This window comes from Salmonella sp. SAL03688, assembly GCF_046551895.1.
Taxonomy (GTDB): domain Bacteria; phylum Pseudomonadota; class Gammaproteobacteria; order Enterobacterales; family Enterobacteriaceae; genus Salmonella; species Salmonella enterica.
The window spans coordinates 36349-53552 of record NZ_JBGDVI010000003.1; the positions used below are offsets into that span (position 1 = coordinate 36349).

Genomic DNA, 17204 nt, shown 5'->3' on the forward strand with positions numbered 1-17204 from the left:
AATAATTGCTATCGTACTATACGCTAAATAGATCTTATATTTATTCCACCAGTAGTGCTCGTTTTATCAACAAGGATTTTGAAATGTTTAAATTTGTAAAAATTGCCGTTGTGGCAGGGGTTCTGGCGACGCTCACTGCTTGTACTGGTCATATCGAAAACAAAAAAAATAACTGCAGCTACGATTATTTGCTGCACCCTGCAATTTCTATTTCTAAAATTATTGGCGGTTGCGGCCCAGCTGCCGATCAATAATAGAAACGACTGCGCAGATACAAAAAAACCGGGATTTTCCCGGTTTTTTTACAGGTCTGATAAACGGTACGGCGCAGATGCCTTGTCCAACTTACGCTCGTTTGTAGGCCCGATAAGCCAGCGCCATCGGGCACGCAATACCCCTTACGGTTTCGCCACAAAGCCAATGGCTTCGTAAACGGCTTTCAGCGTTTCGGCCGCACGTGCGCTGGCTTTTTCCGCCCCGTCTTTCATCACCTTCTGCAAGAACGCTTCGTCGTTGCGGAAACGGTGATAGCGCTCCTGCAACTCAGACAACATTCCGGAAACCGCCTCCGCCACTTCGCCTTTCAAATGGCCATACATTTTACCTTCAAACTGTTTTTCCAGTTCAGGAATGCTCTGACCGGTCACGGCGGAAAGAATATCCAGCAGGTTAGAGACACCCGCTTTCTCTTTCACATCATAACGCACTACCGGCGGCTCGTCGGAGTCAGTGACCGCACGTTTGATTTTCTTCACTACCGATTTCGGATCTTCCAGCAGGCCGATCACGTTATTACGGTTATCGTCCGATTTGGACATTTTCTTCGTCGGCTCCAGCAACGACATCACACGCGCGCCGGATTTTGGAATAAACGGTTCCGGTACTTTGAAAATATCGCCATACAGCCCGTTGAAACGCTGGGCGATATCGCGGCTCAGTTCCAGATGCTGCTTCTGATCTTCGCCTACCGGCACCAGATTGGTTTGGTACAACAGGATGTCTGCCGCCATCAGCACCGGGTAATCAAACAGGCCGGCGTTAATGTTTTCCGCATAGCGCGCAGATTTATCTTTAAACTGCGTCATACGGCTCAGCTCGCCGAAATAGGTATAGCAGTTCAGCGCCCAGCCAAGCTGCGCATGTTCCGGCACATGGGACTGAACAAAAATAGTGCTCTTTTCAGGATCAATACCACATGCCAGGTACAGCGCCAGCGTATCCAGCGTCGCTTTACGTAGCTGCTGCGCGTCCTGACGCACGGTAATAGCATGTTGGTCTACGATGCAGTAGATGCAATGATAGTCATCCTGCATGTTTACCCACTGACGCAATGCCCCCATATAGTTGCCAATGGTCAATTCACCTGAGGGCTGTGCGCCACTAAAAACGATGGGCTTAGTCATTTTTTATTTCCTGGTTATCGCTATGCGGAAGCCCAAGTGCGGGCAAAAGATCGTTAAAACTGTCATAAATGACGTCCGGCTCGCTAAGAGCGATCGCTTCGCCATAATTGTAGCCGTATGTCAGGCCAACCGAAGGGCAGCCCGCCGCTTTTGCAGCCTGAATATCATTACGCGAATCGCCGACAAAAAGCATCTGCTCCGGCATCATGCCCAGCCGACTTGCCACCAGCAACAGCGGCTCCGGATGCGGCTTCTTATTTTGCACATCATCGCCGCCGATAACCACACTAAAGTATTTGGCGATATCAAGCGATTCCAGCAACGGCGCGACGAACTGCGTCGGCTTATTCGTCACCAGACCTAATGACAACCCGCTGGCGTGCAGCGCGCCCAGCGTGTCGGCGACATGCGGAAATAAAAAGGTGCCTTCTTCCGCCACTTCGCCATAATACCTGTCGAACAGTTTACGCAGAATGCGTACCTGTTCCTCGGCAGGAATATCTTCATCAACGGGCGGTTTCCCCATCGTCTTACGCAGCGTGGCGCGCTCCTCGCGAGCCCAGGTCAGCGCGCGTTCCATCAATACGTCTGCGCCGTTACCAATCCAGGTAATCACGCGCTCCTCGCCCGCGACCGGCAGTTCCAGCGCATACAGCGCCATATCCACCGCCGCGGCAAGACCCGGCGCGCTATCCACCAGCGTACCGTCAAGATCAAAGGCGACGCCCCGAATATTCTGCAACTTATCCATGACTTACCTTTGCCAGCTCACTGCGCATTTCATCAATCACTTTTTTGTAGTCGGGTTTATCGAAAATTGCCGACCCCGCAACAAACATGTCCGCACCTGCTGCGGCGATCTCGCCGATATTGTTCACCTTCACGCCGCCGTCCACTTCCAGGCGAATGTCGTAACCGGAGGCATCAATGCGGCGACGCACTTCGCGCAGTTTATCCAGCGTCTGCGGAATAAAAGACTGGCCGCCGAAGCCTGGGTTCACGGACATCAGCAGGATCACATCCAGTTTGTCCATGACGTAATCGAGATAACTGAGCGACGTTGCCGGGTTGAATACCAGCCCCGCTTTACAGCCGTGTTCTTTAATCAACTGTAGCGTGCGGTCAACATGTTCGGAGGCTTCCGGGTGAAAAGTAATGATGCTCGCGCCAGCGGCGGCAAAGTCGGGCACGATACGGTCGACTGGCTTGACCATCAGGTGGACATCAATAGGCGCGGTAATACCGTATTGACGCAGGGATTTCAGCACCATCGGGCCAATAGTCAGGTTCGGCACATAGTGATTATCCATGACGTCAAAGTGTACAACATCAGCACCGGCAGCCAGCGCTTTGGCGGTGTCTTCACCCAGGCGAGCAAAATCAGCCGACAGAATTGAGGGGGCAATCAAATACTGTTTCATCCGCTTCTCCTTGAGAATTATTTTCTTGCAGGCGTTGCGACTCCTGGTTGGTACAGAGCCAGCAGTTCGTCCACCTTTTTACGTGTGCCGCCGTTGCTGCTTATACTGCGTCTAACTTTGACGACATGCAATTTTGCGAGTTGATACCACTCGCGTGTGAGCGCCGTATCATGGTTGGAAATGAGCACCGGTATCCGGTTACTGACCAGATTCTCAGCGATTTCCGCCAGATGCGCTTGTTGCGTCAGGCTAAAACTATTGGTGTGATACGCTGTGAAGTTAGCCGTGGCGGACAACGGCGCATAAGGCGGATCGCAATAGACCACCGACGACTTGTCCGCACGCGCCATACTGTCTGCGTATGACTCACAGTAAAAGAACGCATTCTGCGCTTTTTCTGCAAAGTGGTACAACTCCGCTTCCGGGAAGTAAGGTCTTTTATAACGACCAAACGGTACATTAAATTCCCCGCGCAAGTTATAGCGGCAGAGTCCGTTATAACCGTAGCGGTTCAGATATAAAAACAGTACCGCCCGACGAAAGGGGTCCTGGCAGGTATTGAACTCCTCACGGAGTTGGTAATAGACCTCAGCCTGGTTAGTTTCAGGCATAAACAGCTCGCGCGAAGCCTGTACATACTCGTCAGTACGTAACTTCACGATGTTATAGAGGCTAATAAGGTCGCTGTTGATATCGGCGAGGATATAACGAGAAAAGTCGGTGTTAAGAAACACCGATCCGGCACCCACAAAAGGTTCGACAAGGCACTCGCCTTTTGGCAAATGTCGTTTGATATCATCAAGCAGAGGGTATTTTCCCCCTGCCCACTTCAAAAAAGCGCGATTTTTTTTCATGCTGACTAACTAATTACACCTTCTCCGGCTGTGGAGAAAGCTCCGACAGCATCCTGCGCTTTAGGCTGTGCCGCGTTGCTTTACGGCGCATTTGACGGTAGCAAATGCGCCCCTCGCGCCTGTCCTGAACAAAAATAGCTGTCAGCGACACTCACAGGCAATTGCAGGACACAGCCTGGATTATTTCAGATCGGCCTGAACCTGATGCAACGGTTTTGCCCACGGGTTTTTCGCCTGCACATCGGCAGGTAAGGTGGACACCGCACGTTTAGCATCTTCTTTCGAAGCATACATCCCCGTTACCAGCACATACCACGGTTGTCCATTACGCGTCGTCTCGTATACCACATAATTTTTCAGGTTCTCTTTCTTCGCCCAACCGTTCAGGTTGTCGTAATTTGAAGAACTACTGAGCTGCAATGTGTAGTGGCTGGATGGCGCGCTCTTTAATGCGCCAACGTTGCCGGCGCTTTTCCCGCCGCCTGCGACAGGCGTCGTCGAGGCTTGCGCTGGCTTCGCGGTTTGTACCGGCGCAGCGCTTGCCGTCGCTGTCGGCGCAGCCGTCGTGGTGGTCGCTTTCGGCGTCGCGGCTGGCGCTGCCGGTTCCGTGCGTTTCACTGGCGCGACCGGTTTCTTCGGTTCCGCAGTGGTGGTTTTCGCCGTGGTCTGCGGTTTCTTAGGTTCAATGACGGCCTGTTTACGTTCCGGACGCGTGGTATGACGCTCGGTAGGTTCGCTAACCGCCGCCTGACGCGTCGTGCTGCCATTGCGAACTGGCGCGACGGTTGCAGGCTCTGTCGGCAACGTAGAGTTCACCGCAACATTGTTCATCTGCTCTGGATTCTGCGTCAGCGCATTATTCAGATCGCCCTGCACTTCCACGCGCTGCTGACCGTCAGCGACCACAGGCGACTGTCCCTGCGTCGGCGTTGAAGAAATCGGCGGCAACGAAATATCCTGCGACGTATTGCCCGCGGTTTGTTCTGCGGAGGTGGCGCCCGGCGCAGGCTGGGTCGCATTCGCCTGATCGGCGGCGTTACCGGAAAGATCGATACTCTTTTCGCCAGAGGCCGACGGCTCGCTGGAAGACGTAGAGGGGGCTTTCAGCGCGGAGCCGATACCGATAATCAACAGCAGCAGCACCAGCACGCCAACGCCCATCATCATGTACTGACGAGAGGCTGGCTTATGGGCCGCTTTTTTACGCTTACGTGGACGGCGTTCAACACGCTCCTCGTCCACCGTATCGTCTTCATCGGATTCGTACTCTTCTTCAACTTCAGGTTCTTCACTACGCGCTTTACGCGTACGCGTCGGACGGCGATCGTCGGCGTCCAGATCAACGTCATCAAAGTTGATCTGCGGCTCATTATCGCGTTCTGAAGATTGACGAGAACGACCAGTACGACGATCGCTGGGATCGGGTTTCAGCTCGTCTTCTGGTTTGAATTCATCCATTTAACACCCCACTCAAAGGTTAATGCTTACGACATTGCACATAACCTGAAGCTAAAAGACTGACATCTACGCAATATCAGTCTGACCTTTCTTGTTGTTACGCCTGCTGACAGTCAGCAATCGCGCTAAGAACGACTTCGTGCGACACTCCGCCGCGCACTTCACTTTTCCCTATGGCCAGCGGAAGCACTAAACGCAGCTCCCCCGCTAACACTTTTTTATCTCGCAGCATGTGCGGCAAATAGTCCTGCGCGGACATCTCGCAAGGGCCATTGACTGGCAGCCCGGCCCGTTCGAGTAAAGCGATGATGCGCTGCGTATCAGCAGAACTGAACTGCCCCAAACGCTCGGATGCGCGCGCAGCCATCACTATACCTGCGGCAACGGCTTCACCATGTAACCAATTGCCATATCCCATTTCCGCTTCAATGGCGTGGCCAAAGGTATGTCCAAGATTCAGTAAAGCACGTAAGCCCGCTTCACGCTCGTCGGCGGCAACAACTTCGGCTTTCAGCTCGCAACAACGACGAATACAGTACGCCATCGCCGGGCCGTCCAGACGCAATAGCGCATCCAGATTACCCTCAAGCCAGGTGAAGAAGTCCGCGTCGAGTATAATGCCGTATTTGATCACCTCTGCCAGTCCCGATGCCAGTTCGCGTGCGGGAAGCGTTTTCAGGCAATCAAGATCGACAACCACAGAAGCGGGTTGGTAAAACGCGCCAATCATGTTTTTGCCAAGGGGATGGTTGACGGCGGTCTTCCCGCCCACGGAAGAATCAACCTGCGACAGTAAGGTAGTTGGCACCTGGATGAAACGTACGCCTCGCTGGTAGCTGGCCGCCGCAAAACCGGTAAGATCGCCAATCACGCCGCCGCCAAGCGCGACCAGCGTGGTATCACGACCATGCGGTTTTTTCAGTAACGCCGTAAACACCGTATCCAGCACCGTCAGGCTCTTATACTGCTCGCCGTCAGGAAGAATCACGCTGTCTACGTTAACGCCCGCCCGTTCGAGTACGCCGCGAACCTTGTCCAGATAAAGCGGCGCCAGGGTTTCGTTGGTCACTAACATGACCTGATCGCCTGATTTCAGCGGCAAGAATGAAGCTGGTTCGTTAAACAAACCAGCCGCGATGGTGATCGGGTAACTACGTTCCCCGAGAGTGACTGTAATCCTCTCCATGACGCGACATCCACCTTAGTTACTTGTGCCCGCTTACCCAGCGTATTCTGCTTGAATTAGTTGCTTTCCAGCATATGAATAATCTGGTTTGCCACAACCTTAGCGCTTTGATCGTCGGTGCGAATGGTGACGTCGGCAATCTCTTCGTACAGCGGATTGCGTTCGTTAGCCAGCGCTTCCAGAACTTCGCGAGGCGGTGCTTCAACCTGCAACAGCGGGCGTTTTTTATCACGCTGCGTGCGCGCTAGTTGTTTTTCGATGGTCGTTTCAAGGTAGACCACGACGCCACGCGCGGAGAGACGGTTACGCGTTTCACGCGATTTTACAGAGCCACCGCCGGTTGCCAGCACAATACCCTGTTTTTCCGTCAATTCGTTGATAACTTTTTCTTCACGATTACGGAAGCCGTCTTCACCTTCAACATCGAAGACCCAGCCCACATCAGCTCCGGTTCGTTTCTCAATCTCTTGATCAGAATCGTAAAATTCCATATTGAGTTGTTGAGCTAACTGGCGCCCAATAGTGCTTTTTCCGGCACCCATAGGCCCAACCAGAAAGATATTGCGTTTCTCTGCCATTTTTTCGGTACTACTAAGACTATTCGTTAATGGTAAACCCGCTTCACAGACACCCAGCGCAGCAGGACATGAACTGAAACCTCATAAGATATTGCGAGAGTCAGACTGAAAATTATCTCAATACTCAAGCGGGTTTGGCAACTGAATAAATCACCAAGCCTGATTGTTGCAAAACCCGAGTTAGCGTTGCCGGATGGCGGCCAGAACAACATATCCGGCCTACAAATTGTTCTACTTTCAAACAATTGTGCGCAATCCGCAGAACCAATACGTCTGCATCAGCGGACATTCAGCCGTTTATCATCGGTCTTATGCACACCTTAGGCAAGGCAAAGCGCATTAATCAATGCGTAAGCAACGAAAAGCACGACTCTCAAATCGGTACTCCTTGTATGCTAAATACATCCGCACGTCAAATCCCGCAGATGCGTTCAGTGCAAAAACAGCGCTTTTTTATGCATAAATTATTCTGTCGCCACCAGTCTGGGGGTGATAAACACCACTAATTCGCGTCGCTCGTCCTCTTTGCCGTCATGGCGGAAGAGCTGACCAAGCCAGGGAATATCCCCCAACAGTGGCACGCTATCGCTACCCGATTTATTTTTTCGCGAAAAAATACCGCCCAGCGCCAGCGTCTCGCCGCTTTTTACCTCTACCTGCGTTTCAATTTCCTGTTTATCTATCGCCAGCACTTCGCCGTCAGCCTGTTGTAGTACCTGACCGGGGACATTCTGGCTGATATGTAACTTCAGGCGGATGCGCCCTTTTTGCAAAACGGTGGGCGTCACCTCCATTCCCAGCACCGCTTCTTTAAATTCCACGGAGGTCGCGCCGCTTTCGCCGCTGGAAACCTGATAAGGAATTTCGCTGCCTTGCTTGATACTGGCTGGCTGCAGATGCGAAGCCAGCAGCCGGGGGCTGGCGATAATATCCAACTGCTGCTTTTGCTCCAGCGCTGACAGCTCCAGATCCAGCAAGCGTCCGTTAATGCGCCCGATGTTAAACCCGACGCGTGAGGTGGCGGCGGCGACGGATAAATCACTGGAAAGCGTCGTCACGTCACCCACCGCGCCCGCTTGCGTCGCGTCAGCCAGCGTCCACTTTACGCCCAGTTCCCGTAGACTCTTTTCGTTAATGGTGACGATATGCGCCGCCAGTTCCACCTGCGCCACCGGCAGATCCATTTGCGATACCCATTTTTCCAGCTCCGCCAGGGCCGCGCGGTTATCGCGCAACAGCAGGCGGTTGGTGCGCTTATCTACCATGATGGTTCCCTTCGCGCTCAGGAGTTTCTCGCCCGCTTTCGCCAGTTCGGCGGCATCGGCGTATTGCAGGCTAATGCTGCGGTTTTCCAGCGGTAAATTAGCCTGAAGCCTTAACCGCTCGGCATCCTGCCGCGCACTGTGTTCTTTCTGCCAGGCCTGTGAATGAACATGGAGAATATTCCCCTCCTGACGCAGCACCAGCCCCGCGCTATTGACCACCGTCTGTAGCGCCTGTTTCCACGGCACATCCGTCAGATGTAGCGATAATGTCCCACTGACGTCCGGCGACACCACCAGATTCTGCCGCTCCTGTTCGGCTAAAGTCTGCAAAACCTGCACCACAGGGACGTCGTCAACCACCAGCGTCACTTTCGCCGCTTTTCCCGCCTGCGCGGCGGGCATCAAGGCTATCAGTATTATGGCTATCCATCGCTTCATTGTCCGCTCCCTGACGTAGCCACCGCCACTGCGGCGGCGCACAATTTTCACCGGTCGTTAACGTTAAGGCTTCCGCCGTCAGGCGGACAATCGTCCAACCGTTTTCCAGCGTCTGCCCTTCTTCCACTCGTCGCCATTTTTGCTGACTGTCTTTAAGAATGCCTGTCCATCGCTCGCCTTTACGCACCGCGCCCTGATACCGCCACTGCGAGAGTTCCGCTATCCGGCAGCGATCTTCCGGCGGGCGGAAGGGATCGCGCATTCCCGTCAACGTCAGCAAACAAAAACAGAGCAATACACCGCGGCTAGCCTTCATTCGCCAGGCGCTCCAGTTGCAGCGTCATCAATAATTCCGCCCCCTCTCTACGCAATGAAAACCGACTTACGCTCATCTCGCTTTCGGCCAACCGGACAAACAGCGACGGCACCGCATCCCAGGACGTTTTCAGCGCCATTTCTCCCCCCTGCGCCGATGGCTGCCAGTGCAGCAAACGCAGGGGAGGCGCCTGGAAATCTAACGGCGAAAAAGGACGCGGATTTTCAACGGTGCCCCCGAAAAGCGGTTCAGCCGCGACGCTCAGACGGCGCAGATGACGCCACTGTTGCCGGGCGGCCTCGCGCTGCTGGCTTAACCGCGCATGTTGCGTATCCAGCGTCTTCCAGCCGGGATAGCCCACAGATAACGCAACCGTCAGCGTCAGGCACAGCACGCCTGCACACCAACCGAAAACCCGACCACGGCGCGACATCCCGTACCAGATATCAAAGAGCGCGTTCACGGGCGGCGCTCCTCGTTAACTGATAATGGAACTGCCAGCGCCCTTGCGCATCCTGCCGTGTGGCGCCCGTGCGGTTTAGCGGAAAACTGACATAGTGACGAAGCGATGTTTCAAGCGTAAGCAGGGCGTCAAACGTTCTCACCAGCCCTTCCAGCTCTAGCGTCTCTTGCTGATAATTGAGGCTTGTCAGCCATGCCTGTTCTGGCAACAGGTTGGCAAGGTCAGTCAAGATAGATTGCCAGGCTTGCGTCAGTTCACGCTGCGCCTGACGTTGTAATCGCGCCTGTTGCTGTCGCTGACGCTGCTGCAACTGCGGTATGTTCGCCGCAAGCGCCGTCGTGCGTCCGTTTTCCGCCGTCAGTAGCAGTTCATTAATCCTCCCCTCCTGCCAAAAAACCAACCGGGCGATCGTCGCGAGGCTTGCTATCAGCAGCAGGGACGCGCCCCATACCACGCACCACAGCCGCAGACGCGCTACGTAATGTTGGCGCCGCCAGGGGAGCAAATTGACAGAATGCGCCATCAGCGTATCTCCCCCATGGCTAAACCCAGCGCAATCGCAAAGCGATAACCGTCCGGCGGAACCGGCGGTTGGCGGACGGTAACGGCGCGCCAGGGGTCGAATTCGCCTTCGGCGCATAACGAAATATGTTCCGGCACGACGGATAACGTCGCGGCAAGGTCATGCAGCGTCGTCGCCTCGCGCGCCGATTTACGCCCCCACGCATAGCGCGTCGCCCACAGCCACTGGCTCTCATCGCGCCAGACCAGACATTGCCGCCCCGAAGGTATAAACGGCAACAAGCGCTGTAACGCGCAGGCATCGGGCGTTACAGCAGCGATGCGTACATTGAGCGTTTGCGCCAGCGTTAACAGCTCTGAAATTTCTTTGCTTTGCACGGCGGTAACGTTGAACGCAGGGCTTAGCGCATCGTCCTGAAAGTCGAAACGCAATAAGTCCGGATCCATATCCAGCTCACGCGCCATCGTTTGTGAAAGCCATGCGACTTGCTCACGTTCCCGCAGACGCATCGGCGGATGTGGAAAAGCGCGTTGCAATGTCCGATTTGCGGGAAAAGAGAGATAAATACGGTGACGTAGCGGCAGCTCACGGCTCCAGGGTCGCAGTACGTGAGCCAGCGATTGCGGGTCAGGAATCGTACCCTCTGCCGTGGAGGCGTTCATCAGCGGCAGTCGCCACCAACGTTGCAGGGACCAGCCCGATGCGCCGCGAATAACGGCGATGGCCAGCGCTTCATGCTGCTGAATATGCAATCCTATTTGCCAGGTTTTAAAAGCCATAACGGTCGATCTCCTTATCACCCGTCGCGTTAACGGGTATATCAATGCGTCTGGCTTGCCTTTATACTACCGCGCGTTTGTTTATAAACTGCCCAAATGACACTAAATGGGAAATCTCCAGTGAAGTTCGTAAAGTATTTATTGATCCTTGCAGTATGTTGCATCCTGCTGGGAGCAGGCTCGATTTATGGCCTTTATCGCTATATTGAGCCGCAGCTACCTGACGTCGCGACATTGAAAGATGTGCGTTTGCAAATTCCGATGCAGGTTTACAGCGCGGATGGCGAACTTATCGCGCAATATGGCGAAAAACGTCGTATTCCCGTTACGCTCGATCAAATTCCGCCGGAAATGATCAACGCCTTTATCGCCACCGAAGATAGCCGATTTTATGAGCATCACGGCATTGACCCGGTAGGTATTTTCCGTGCGGCCAGCGTCGCGCTCTTCTCCGGTCACGCATCGCAGGGAGCAAGTACCATTACCCAGCAACTGGCGCGAAACTTCTTCCTTAGCCCCGAACGCACGCTGATGCGCAAGATCAAGGAAGCGTTTCTGGCGATTCGTATTGAGCAGTTGCTGAATAAAAATGAGATCCTCGAACTCTATCTGAACAAGATCTATCTCGGCTACCGCGCCTATGGCGTTGGCGCGGCGGCACAGGTCTACTTTGGTAAGACGGTCGACCAGCTTAGTCTAAGCGAAATGGCGGTCATCGCCGGGCTACCTAAAGCGCCTTCTACCTTTAACCCGCTCTACTCGATGGATCGGGCGGTGGCGCGCCGTAACGTAGTGCTTTCGCGAATGTTAAGCGAGGGATATATCACTCAGGCGCAGTACGATCAGGCCCGTAGCGAACCTATCGACGCAAATTATCACGCGCCGGAAATCGCCTTCTCCGCGCCTTATCTGTCGGAAATGGTGCGCCAGGAAATGTATAACCGTTATGGCGAAAGCGCCTATGAAGATGGTTATCGTATTTACACGACCATCACCCGCAAAGTGCAGCAGGCCGCGCAACAGGCGGTGCGTAATAACGTGCTGGACTATGACATGCGCCACGGTTATCGCGGCCCGGCGAATGTGCTATGGAAAGTGGGCGAAACGGCGTGGGACAGTAAAAAAATTACCGATACGTTGAAAGCGTTGCCGACCTACGGACCGCTGCTTCCCGCCGTGGTCACCAGCGCTAATCCGCAAGAGGCGACCGCTGCGCTTGCCGACGGTACGTCCGTTTCGCTACATATGGAAGGAATGCGTTGGGCGCGGCCTTACCGCTCGGATACACAGCAGGGGCCGACGCCGCGTAAAGTTACCGATGTCGTCCAGACAGGTCAGCAAATCTGGGTTCGTCAGGTGGATAACGACTGGTGGCTGGCGCAGGTACCGGAAGTGAACTCCGCGCTGGTTTCGCTTAACCCGCAAACAGGCGCGGTACTGGCGCTGGTCGGCGGTTTCGATTTTAATCAGAGTAAATTTAACCGCGCGACGCAAGCTTTGCGTCAGGTGGGGTCGAACATCAAACCGTTCCTCTACACCGCCGCAATGGATAAAGGGCTGACGCTCGCCAGTATGCTCAACGATGTGCCGATTTCCCGCTGGGACGCCGGGGCAGGTTCAGACTGGCGTCCGAAAAACTCCCCGCCGCAGTACGCCGGACCGATTCGTTTACGCCAGGGGCTGGGGCAGTCGAAAAACGTGGTGATGGTACGCGCCATGCGCGCCATGGGCGTCGACTATGCGGCGGAGTATCTGCAACGCTTCGGCTTCCCGGCGCAGAATATCGTGCATACCGAATCGCTGGCGCTGGGCTCCGCCTCCTTCACGCCGATGCAGGTTGCGCGCGGTTATGCGGTGATGGCGAACGGCGGTTTCCTGATCGATCCGTATTTCATCAGCAAGATTGAGAACGATCAGGGCGGCGTGATCTTCGAAGCGAAACCGAAAATCGCCTGCCCGGAGTGCGATATCCCGGTCATTTACGGCAATACGCAGAAATCCGACGTGCTGGAAAACACCAATGTGGAAGAGGTCGCGGTTTCGCAAGAGCAGCAAAACAGCGCCGTACCGATGCCTGAGCTGGAACAGGCAAACCAGGCGCTGGTCGCGCAAAACGGCACGCAGGAGTACGCGCCGCATGTGATCAATACGCCGCTGGCGTTTCTGATCAAAAGCGCGCTGAACACCAATATCTTCGGCGAACCCGGCTGGATGGGTACCGGCTGGCGTGCGGCGCGCGACCTTAAACGTCGCGATATCGGCGGCAAAACCGGTACGACCAACAGCTCGAAAGACGCATGGTTCTCCGGCTATGGTCCTGGCGTCGTCACTTCCGTATGGATCGGCTTTGACGATCACCGCCGTGATTTAGGCCGCACTACCGCTTCCGGCGCGATCAAAGATCAAATCTCCGGCTATGAGGGCGGCGCGAAGAGCGCGCAACCTGCATGGGACGCCTATATGAAAGCCGTGCTGGAAGGCGTGCCGGAACAGCCGCTAACGCCGCCGCCGGGCATCGTCACGGTGAATATCGACCGCAGTACCGGACAACTGGCGAGCGGCGGTAACAGCCGTGAAGAGTATTTCATCGAAGGCACGCAGCCGACACAACAGGCGGTACACGAGGTGGGAACTACCATTATTGATAATGGTGAAACACACGAACTGTTCTGATCAAAAAAGGCGCTCCGGCGCCTTTTTTATTGTGTTTAGCGGATGACGGCGAACGGGGAGACAAACTTTCCGTTAGCTTGATCAACGCCGCGCCATCAGGCAATTCGGCCCTGCGCTTTCAACCACTCGCGTACCAGAAACAGCGCGCTGACGTTGCGGGCCTCGTTAAAATCGGGGTCTTCCAGCAGATCCATTAAATGCGCCAGCGGCCAGCGTACCTGCGGCAATGGCTCAGGCTCGTCGCCTTCCAGCGACTCCGGATAGAGATCTTCCGCCACCACGATATTCATTTTGCTGGAAAAATAAGAGGGCGCCATGCTGAGTTTTTTTAAGAAGGTCAGGTTATGCGCGCCAAACCCGACCTCTTCTTTGAGCTCCCGGTTCGCCGCTTCAAAAACGGTCTCGCCCGGGTCGATCAATCCTTTCGAGAAGCCCAGCTCATAGGATTCGGTTCCCACCGCATACTCACGAATAAGAATCAGATGCTCATCAACGATCGGCACAATCATTACCGCCTCACGGGTTGATGGTCGCATACGTTCATACACGCGACGCACGCCGTTGCTGAACTCCAGATCCACGCTTTCTACGTTAAACAGTCGGGATTGTGCGACGGTTTCCACTTTCAGAATGGTGGGTTTTTGTAATGATTTGCTCATTGTGAGAATCTTTGCAGTGTAATCTGTGGTCATTGTGCGACATACCGCACGGTTTCGGCAATGCGAATTGCCGTTTATTTACATTTATGTAACGTAATAAAAATTAATTCTTATTTCAAATTAAAAGTCAATAGGTTGAAATAACTCCAGGAATTTGCTGATATTCCGTTTTTGGTGGTATTGCTATGATTTGCCTTCACTGGGATGCGCTTTACAATGCTCAAGTTCAACTCCACGCTTGCCGATAGCCAACCACAGAAAAATGTTTATTGGACAGGGTGCGACTGACCACGCCTGACAGACTTAGTAAGATGGGGAAAGCATGAGCACCATTCTGATTTTTATAGCTGCTTTGCTGGCCTGCTCTCTACTGGCAATATGGCGGTTCCGGGTAAAGTCCAGACGAGGAAGCTTACCGTGGATCAGCGCCTTTCAGGACGCGCAAACGCGTAAACTGTTGCCCGAAGAGCGCAGCGCGGTAGAAAACTATCTCGATAACCTTAGCCAGATCCAGCAAGTTCCGGGGCCGACAGGCGCCAGTGCTGCGCCCATCTCGCTGACGCTGAACGCGGAAAGCAACAGTGTCGTGATACTGACCCACTCCATCACCCGCTACGGCATTACCACTGACGATCCTAATAAATGGCGCTACTACCTCGACTCCGTCGAAGTCCATCTGCCGCCTTTCTGGGAACAGTACATCAATGATGAAAACAACGTTGAGCTGATCCTCACGGATACGCTGCCGCTGGTGATCTCTTTAAACGGCCATACGCTGCAAGAGTATATGCAGGAGTCGCGCGGCTACGCGCTACAGAATACGGCCTCTACGCAGGCGTCGATTCGCGGCGAAGAGAGCGAGCAGATTGAGCTGTTGAATATCCGTCAGGAGACCCACGAAGAATATGCGCTCAGCCGCCCGGCTGGCTTGCGCGAAGCGTTGTTAATCGTCGCCTCCTTTTTGTTATTCTTTTTCTGTCTGATAACGCCAGACGTTTTTGTACCGTGGATGATAGGCGGCGCTATCCTGCTGCTGGCAGCCGGACTTTGGGGGCTTTTCGCGCCGCCGTCGAAAAGCGCGCTGCGGGAAATTCACTGTCTGCGGGGAACGCCCCGCCGCTGGGGACTGTTTGGGGAGAATAATCAGGAGCAGATTAACAATATATCCCTGGGCATCATCGACCTTATTTACCCTGCCCACTGGCAACCCTACATTACGCAGGATCTTGGGCAACAAACGGATATTGATATTTACCTTGATCGCCATGTCGCCCGCCAGGGCCGGTTTTTATCCCTGCATGATGAAGTGAAAAACTTCCCGTTGCAGCACTGGTTACGCAGCACTGTTATTGCTATCGGTTCGCTGCTGGTGTTGTTTATGCTGCTGTTCTGGATCCCGCTGGATATGCCAATCAAGTTCACGCTATCGTGGATGAAAGGCGCGCAAACCATTGAAGCGACAACGGTAAAACAGCTTGAAAAAGCTGGCGTGCGGGTGGGCGATACGCTGCACCTGAGCGGTAAAGGAATGTGTAATATTCATTCCGGCGCGACCTGGAGCGGCCAGTCTAACTCACCGTTTATGCCGTTCGATTGCTCGCAAATCATCTGGAATGACGCGCCTGCGCTACCGCTGCCGGAATCAGACCTGGTGAATAAAGCGATGGCGCTAAGCCAGGCGGTAAATCGTCAGCTCCATCCAAAACCCGAAGACGACTCGCGCGTCAGCGCATCTTTACGCTCCGCGATCCAAAAATCGGGCATGGTATTATTAGATGACTTTGGCGATATTGTTCTGAAAACTGCTGATTTGTGCGCGGCGGAAGACGAGTGCGTGCGTCTGAAAAATGCGCTGGTTAATCTCGGTAACAGTAAGGACTGGAACGCGCTGGTGAAACGCGCGAACGCCGGCAAACTGGACGGCGTCAACGTGCTGCTACGCCCCGTAAGCGCAGAGTCGCTGGAAAATCTGGTCACGACCTCAACGGCGCCGTTTATTTCTCGCGAGACCGCGCGTGCCGCCCAGTCGCTGAATAGCCCCGCTCCCGGCGGATTCCTGATCGCCAGCGATGAAGGCAGCGAACTGGTTGATCAGGCCTGGCCGTCAACGCCGCTGTATGACTATCCCGCGCAGGAACAGTGGAGCGCCTTCCAGCGTCTGGCGCAAACACTCATGCAGACGCCATTTAGCGCCGAGGGCATTGTCACCAGCGTGTATACCGATGCCAACGGTACGCAGCATATCAGCCTGCATCGTATCCCCGATAAATCCGGCTGGTGGCGTTACCTCGGCACCACGCTGCTGATGCTGGCAATGATAGTGAGCGCGGTCTACAACGGCATTCAGGCGTTCAGGCGTTATCAACGCCACCGTACCCGTATGGCGGACATCCAGGAATACTATGAAAGCTGCCTCAATCCCAGGTTAACCGTCTCTCCGGAAAATCTCATCTGATAGCGCCGCCGTGCGACAGGGTATGCTACCCTGTCGCGCAAATTGCGTTACCCTGGAGTTCCCCATGCATATTGATATTGACTGGCAAAACGTGGATACCGTTTTGCTGGATATGGACGGCACGCTGCTCGATCTCGCGTTCGATAACTATTTCTGGCAAAAGCTGGTACCGGAAACCTACGGCGCGCAGCAGGGTATTTCGCCGCAGGACGCGCAGGAATATATTCGTCAGCAGTATCATGCCGTACAGCATACGCTAAACTGGTACTGTCTGGATTACTGGAGCGAGCGTCTGGGTCTGGATATTTGCGCCATGACGACGGCGCAAGGGCCGCGCGCCGTTTTGCGCGACGATACCGTACCGTTTCTGAATGCGTTAAAAGCCAGCGGAAAACGTCGGATTCTGCTCACCAATGCGCATCCACATAACCTGGCGGTGAAGCTGGAGCATACCGGTCTGGCCTCACACCTTGATTTATTACTTTCCACCCACACATTTGGTTATCCCAAAGAGGATCAGCGGTTATGGCGCGCTGTCACTGAGGAAACGGGAATAAGCGCAGAGAAAACGCTGTTTATCGATGACAGCGAACCGATTCTCGACGCCGCCGCCCGGTTTGGTATTCGCTACTGTCTTGGCGTGACGAATCCCGATTCCGGCCTGGCGGAAAAGCACTATACGCGCCATCCGTCCCTGAACGACTACCGCCGTCTGATCCCCTCGCTGATGTGA

The 17204-nt window shown here is 54.4% G+C and carries 17 protein-coding genes; 4 read left to right on the forward strand and 13 right to left on the reverse strand.

Translation table 11 applies throughout. From position 1 onward, the window contains the following. Positions 1–83 precede the first annotated feature (83 nt). On the forward strand, positions 84–254 hold the full coding sequence (locus ACLJR2_RS03675; RefSeq protein ID WP_000472323.1) for a YhfL family protein: 171 nt from the start codon (positions 84–86) through the stop codon (positions 252–254). 144 nt (positions 255–398) lie between these two features. Here ACLJR2_RS03675 and trpS read toward each other — a convergent pair whose 3' ends face one another. The 12 genes from trpS to ACLJR2_RS03735 all read right to left on the reverse strand — a co-directional run bounded on the left by trpS (position 399) and on the right by ACLJR2_RS03735 (position 10684). Then, positions 399–1403 (reverse strand): tryptophan--tRNA ligase, encoded by a 1005-nt coding sequence (trpS, locus tag ACLJR2_RS03680; protein WP_000165562.1) that lies wholly within the window; start codon positions 1401–1403, stop codon positions 399–401. Beyond that, positions 1396–2154 carry a phosphoglycolate phosphatase gene (gph, locus tag ACLJR2_RS03685; protein ID WP_000359653.1) on the reverse strand — a complete coding sequence of 253 codons (759 nt, stop codon included), beginning with the start codon at positions 2152–2154 and terminating at the stop codon, positions 1396–1398. The genes trpS and gph overlap by 8 nt, the downstream gene beginning before the upstream one ends. Continuing rightward, positions 2147–2824: a ribulose-phosphate 3-epimerase gene (gene rpe / locus ACLJR2_RS03690; protein WP_000816286.1), complete on the reverse strand. Its 678-nt coding sequence runs from the start codon at positions 2822–2824 to the stop codon at positions 2147–2149. The genes gph and rpe overlap by 8 nt, the downstream gene beginning before the upstream one ends. Before the next feature lie 17 nt (positions 2825–2841). After that, the gene (gene dam / locus ACLJR2_RS03695) at positions 2842–3678 is read right to left on the reverse strand and encodes an adenine-specific DNA-methyltransferase (RefSeq protein WP_000742132.1); all 837 of its coding nucleotides are present in this window, start codon (positions 3676–3678) and stop codon (positions 2842–2844) included. Positions 3679–3858: 180 nt separating this feature from the next. Continuing rightward, positions 3859–5136, reverse strand: coding sequence for a cell division protein DamX (gene damX, locus ACLJR2_RS03700; RefSeq protein ID WP_000343147.1), 1278 nt, complete (start codon positions 5134–5136; stop codon positions 3859–3861). Positions 5137–5233: 97 nt separating this feature from the next. Continuing rightward, positions 5234–6322 (reverse strand): 3-dehydroquinate synthase, encoded by a 1089-nt coding sequence (gene aroB, locus ACLJR2_RS03705; protein ID WP_000439824.1) that lies wholly within the window; start codon positions 6320–6322, stop codon positions 5234–5236. A 56-nt stretch (positions 6323–6378) separates the two neighbouring features. Further along, on the reverse strand, positions 6379–6900 hold the full coding sequence (aroK, locus tag ACLJR2_RS03710) for a shikimate kinase AroK (RefSeq protein ID WP_000818621.1): 522 nt from the start codon (positions 6898–6900) through the stop codon (positions 6379–6381). A gap of 464 nt (positions 6901–7364) precedes the next feature. Continuing rightward, positions 7365–8603 (reverse strand): DNA uptake porin HofQ, encoded by a 1239-nt coding sequence (gene hofQ, locus ACLJR2_RS03715; RefSeq protein WP_000832803.1) that lies wholly within the window; start codon positions 8601–8603, stop codon positions 7365–7367. After that, positions 8518–8919 (reverse strand): HofP DNA utilization family protein, encoded by a 402-nt coding sequence (locus ACLJR2_RS03720; RefSeq protein WP_000648114.1) that lies wholly within the window; start codon positions 8917–8919, stop codon positions 8518–8520. The genes hofQ and ACLJR2_RS03720 overlap by 86 nt, the downstream gene beginning before the upstream one ends. Next, positions 8909–9382, reverse strand: coding sequence for a hypothetical protein (locus tag ACLJR2_RS03725; protein ID WP_000992489.1), 474 nt, complete (start codon positions 9380–9382; stop codon positions 8909–8911). The genes ACLJR2_RS03720 and ACLJR2_RS03725 overlap by 11 nt, the downstream gene beginning before the upstream one ends. Further along, positions 9366–9905 carry a PilN domain-containing protein gene (locus tag ACLJR2_RS03730; protein ID WP_000951392.1) on the reverse strand — a complete coding sequence of 180 codons (540 nt, stop codon included), beginning with the start codon at positions 9903–9905 and terminating at the stop codon, positions 9366–9368. Before ACLJR2_RS03730 ends, ACLJR2_RS03725 begins: the two co-directional genes overlap by 17 nt. Beyond that, positions 9905–10684 (reverse strand): hypothetical protein, encoded by a 780-nt coding sequence (locus tag ACLJR2_RS03735; protein WP_000874748.1) that lies wholly within the window; start codon positions 10682–10684, stop codon positions 9905–9907. Before ACLJR2_RS03735 ends, ACLJR2_RS03730 begins: the two co-directional genes overlap by 1 nt. A gap of 120 nt (positions 10685–10804) precedes the next feature. On the opposite strand from ACLJR2_RS03735, the gene mrcA reads away from it, so the two are divergent. Beyond that, positions 10805–13357, forward strand: a complete 2553-nt coding sequence (gene mrcA, locus ACLJR2_RS03740; protein ID WP_000673819.1) for a peptidoglycan glycosyltransferase/peptidoglycan DD-transpeptidase MrcA — start codon at positions 10805–10807, stop codon at positions 13355–13357. 95 nt (positions 13358–13452) lie between these two features. Here the strand turns inward: mrcA and nudE are convergent, their stop codons facing one another. Then, on the reverse strand, positions 13453–14016 hold the full coding sequence (gene nudE, locus ACLJR2_RS03745) for an ADP compounds hydrolase NudE (RefSeq protein WP_000045725.1): 564 nt from the start codon (positions 14014–14016) through the stop codon (positions 13453–13455). 322 nt (positions 14017–14338) lie between these two features. Here nudE and igaA point away from each other — a divergent pair, with 322 nt between their 5' ends. Beyond that, positions 14339–16471 (forward strand): intracellular growth attenuator protein IgaA, encoded by a 2133-nt coding sequence (gene igaA, locus ACLJR2_RS03750; protein ID WP_000104092.1) that lies wholly within the window; start codon positions 14339–14341, stop codon positions 16469–16471. Between the two features lie 64 nt (positions 16472–16535). After that, on the forward strand, positions 16536–17204 hold the full coding sequence (gene yrfG / locus ACLJR2_RS03755) for a GMP/IMP nucleotidase (RefSeq protein ID WP_001520508.1): 669 nt from the start codon (positions 16536–16538) through the stop codon (positions 17202–17204).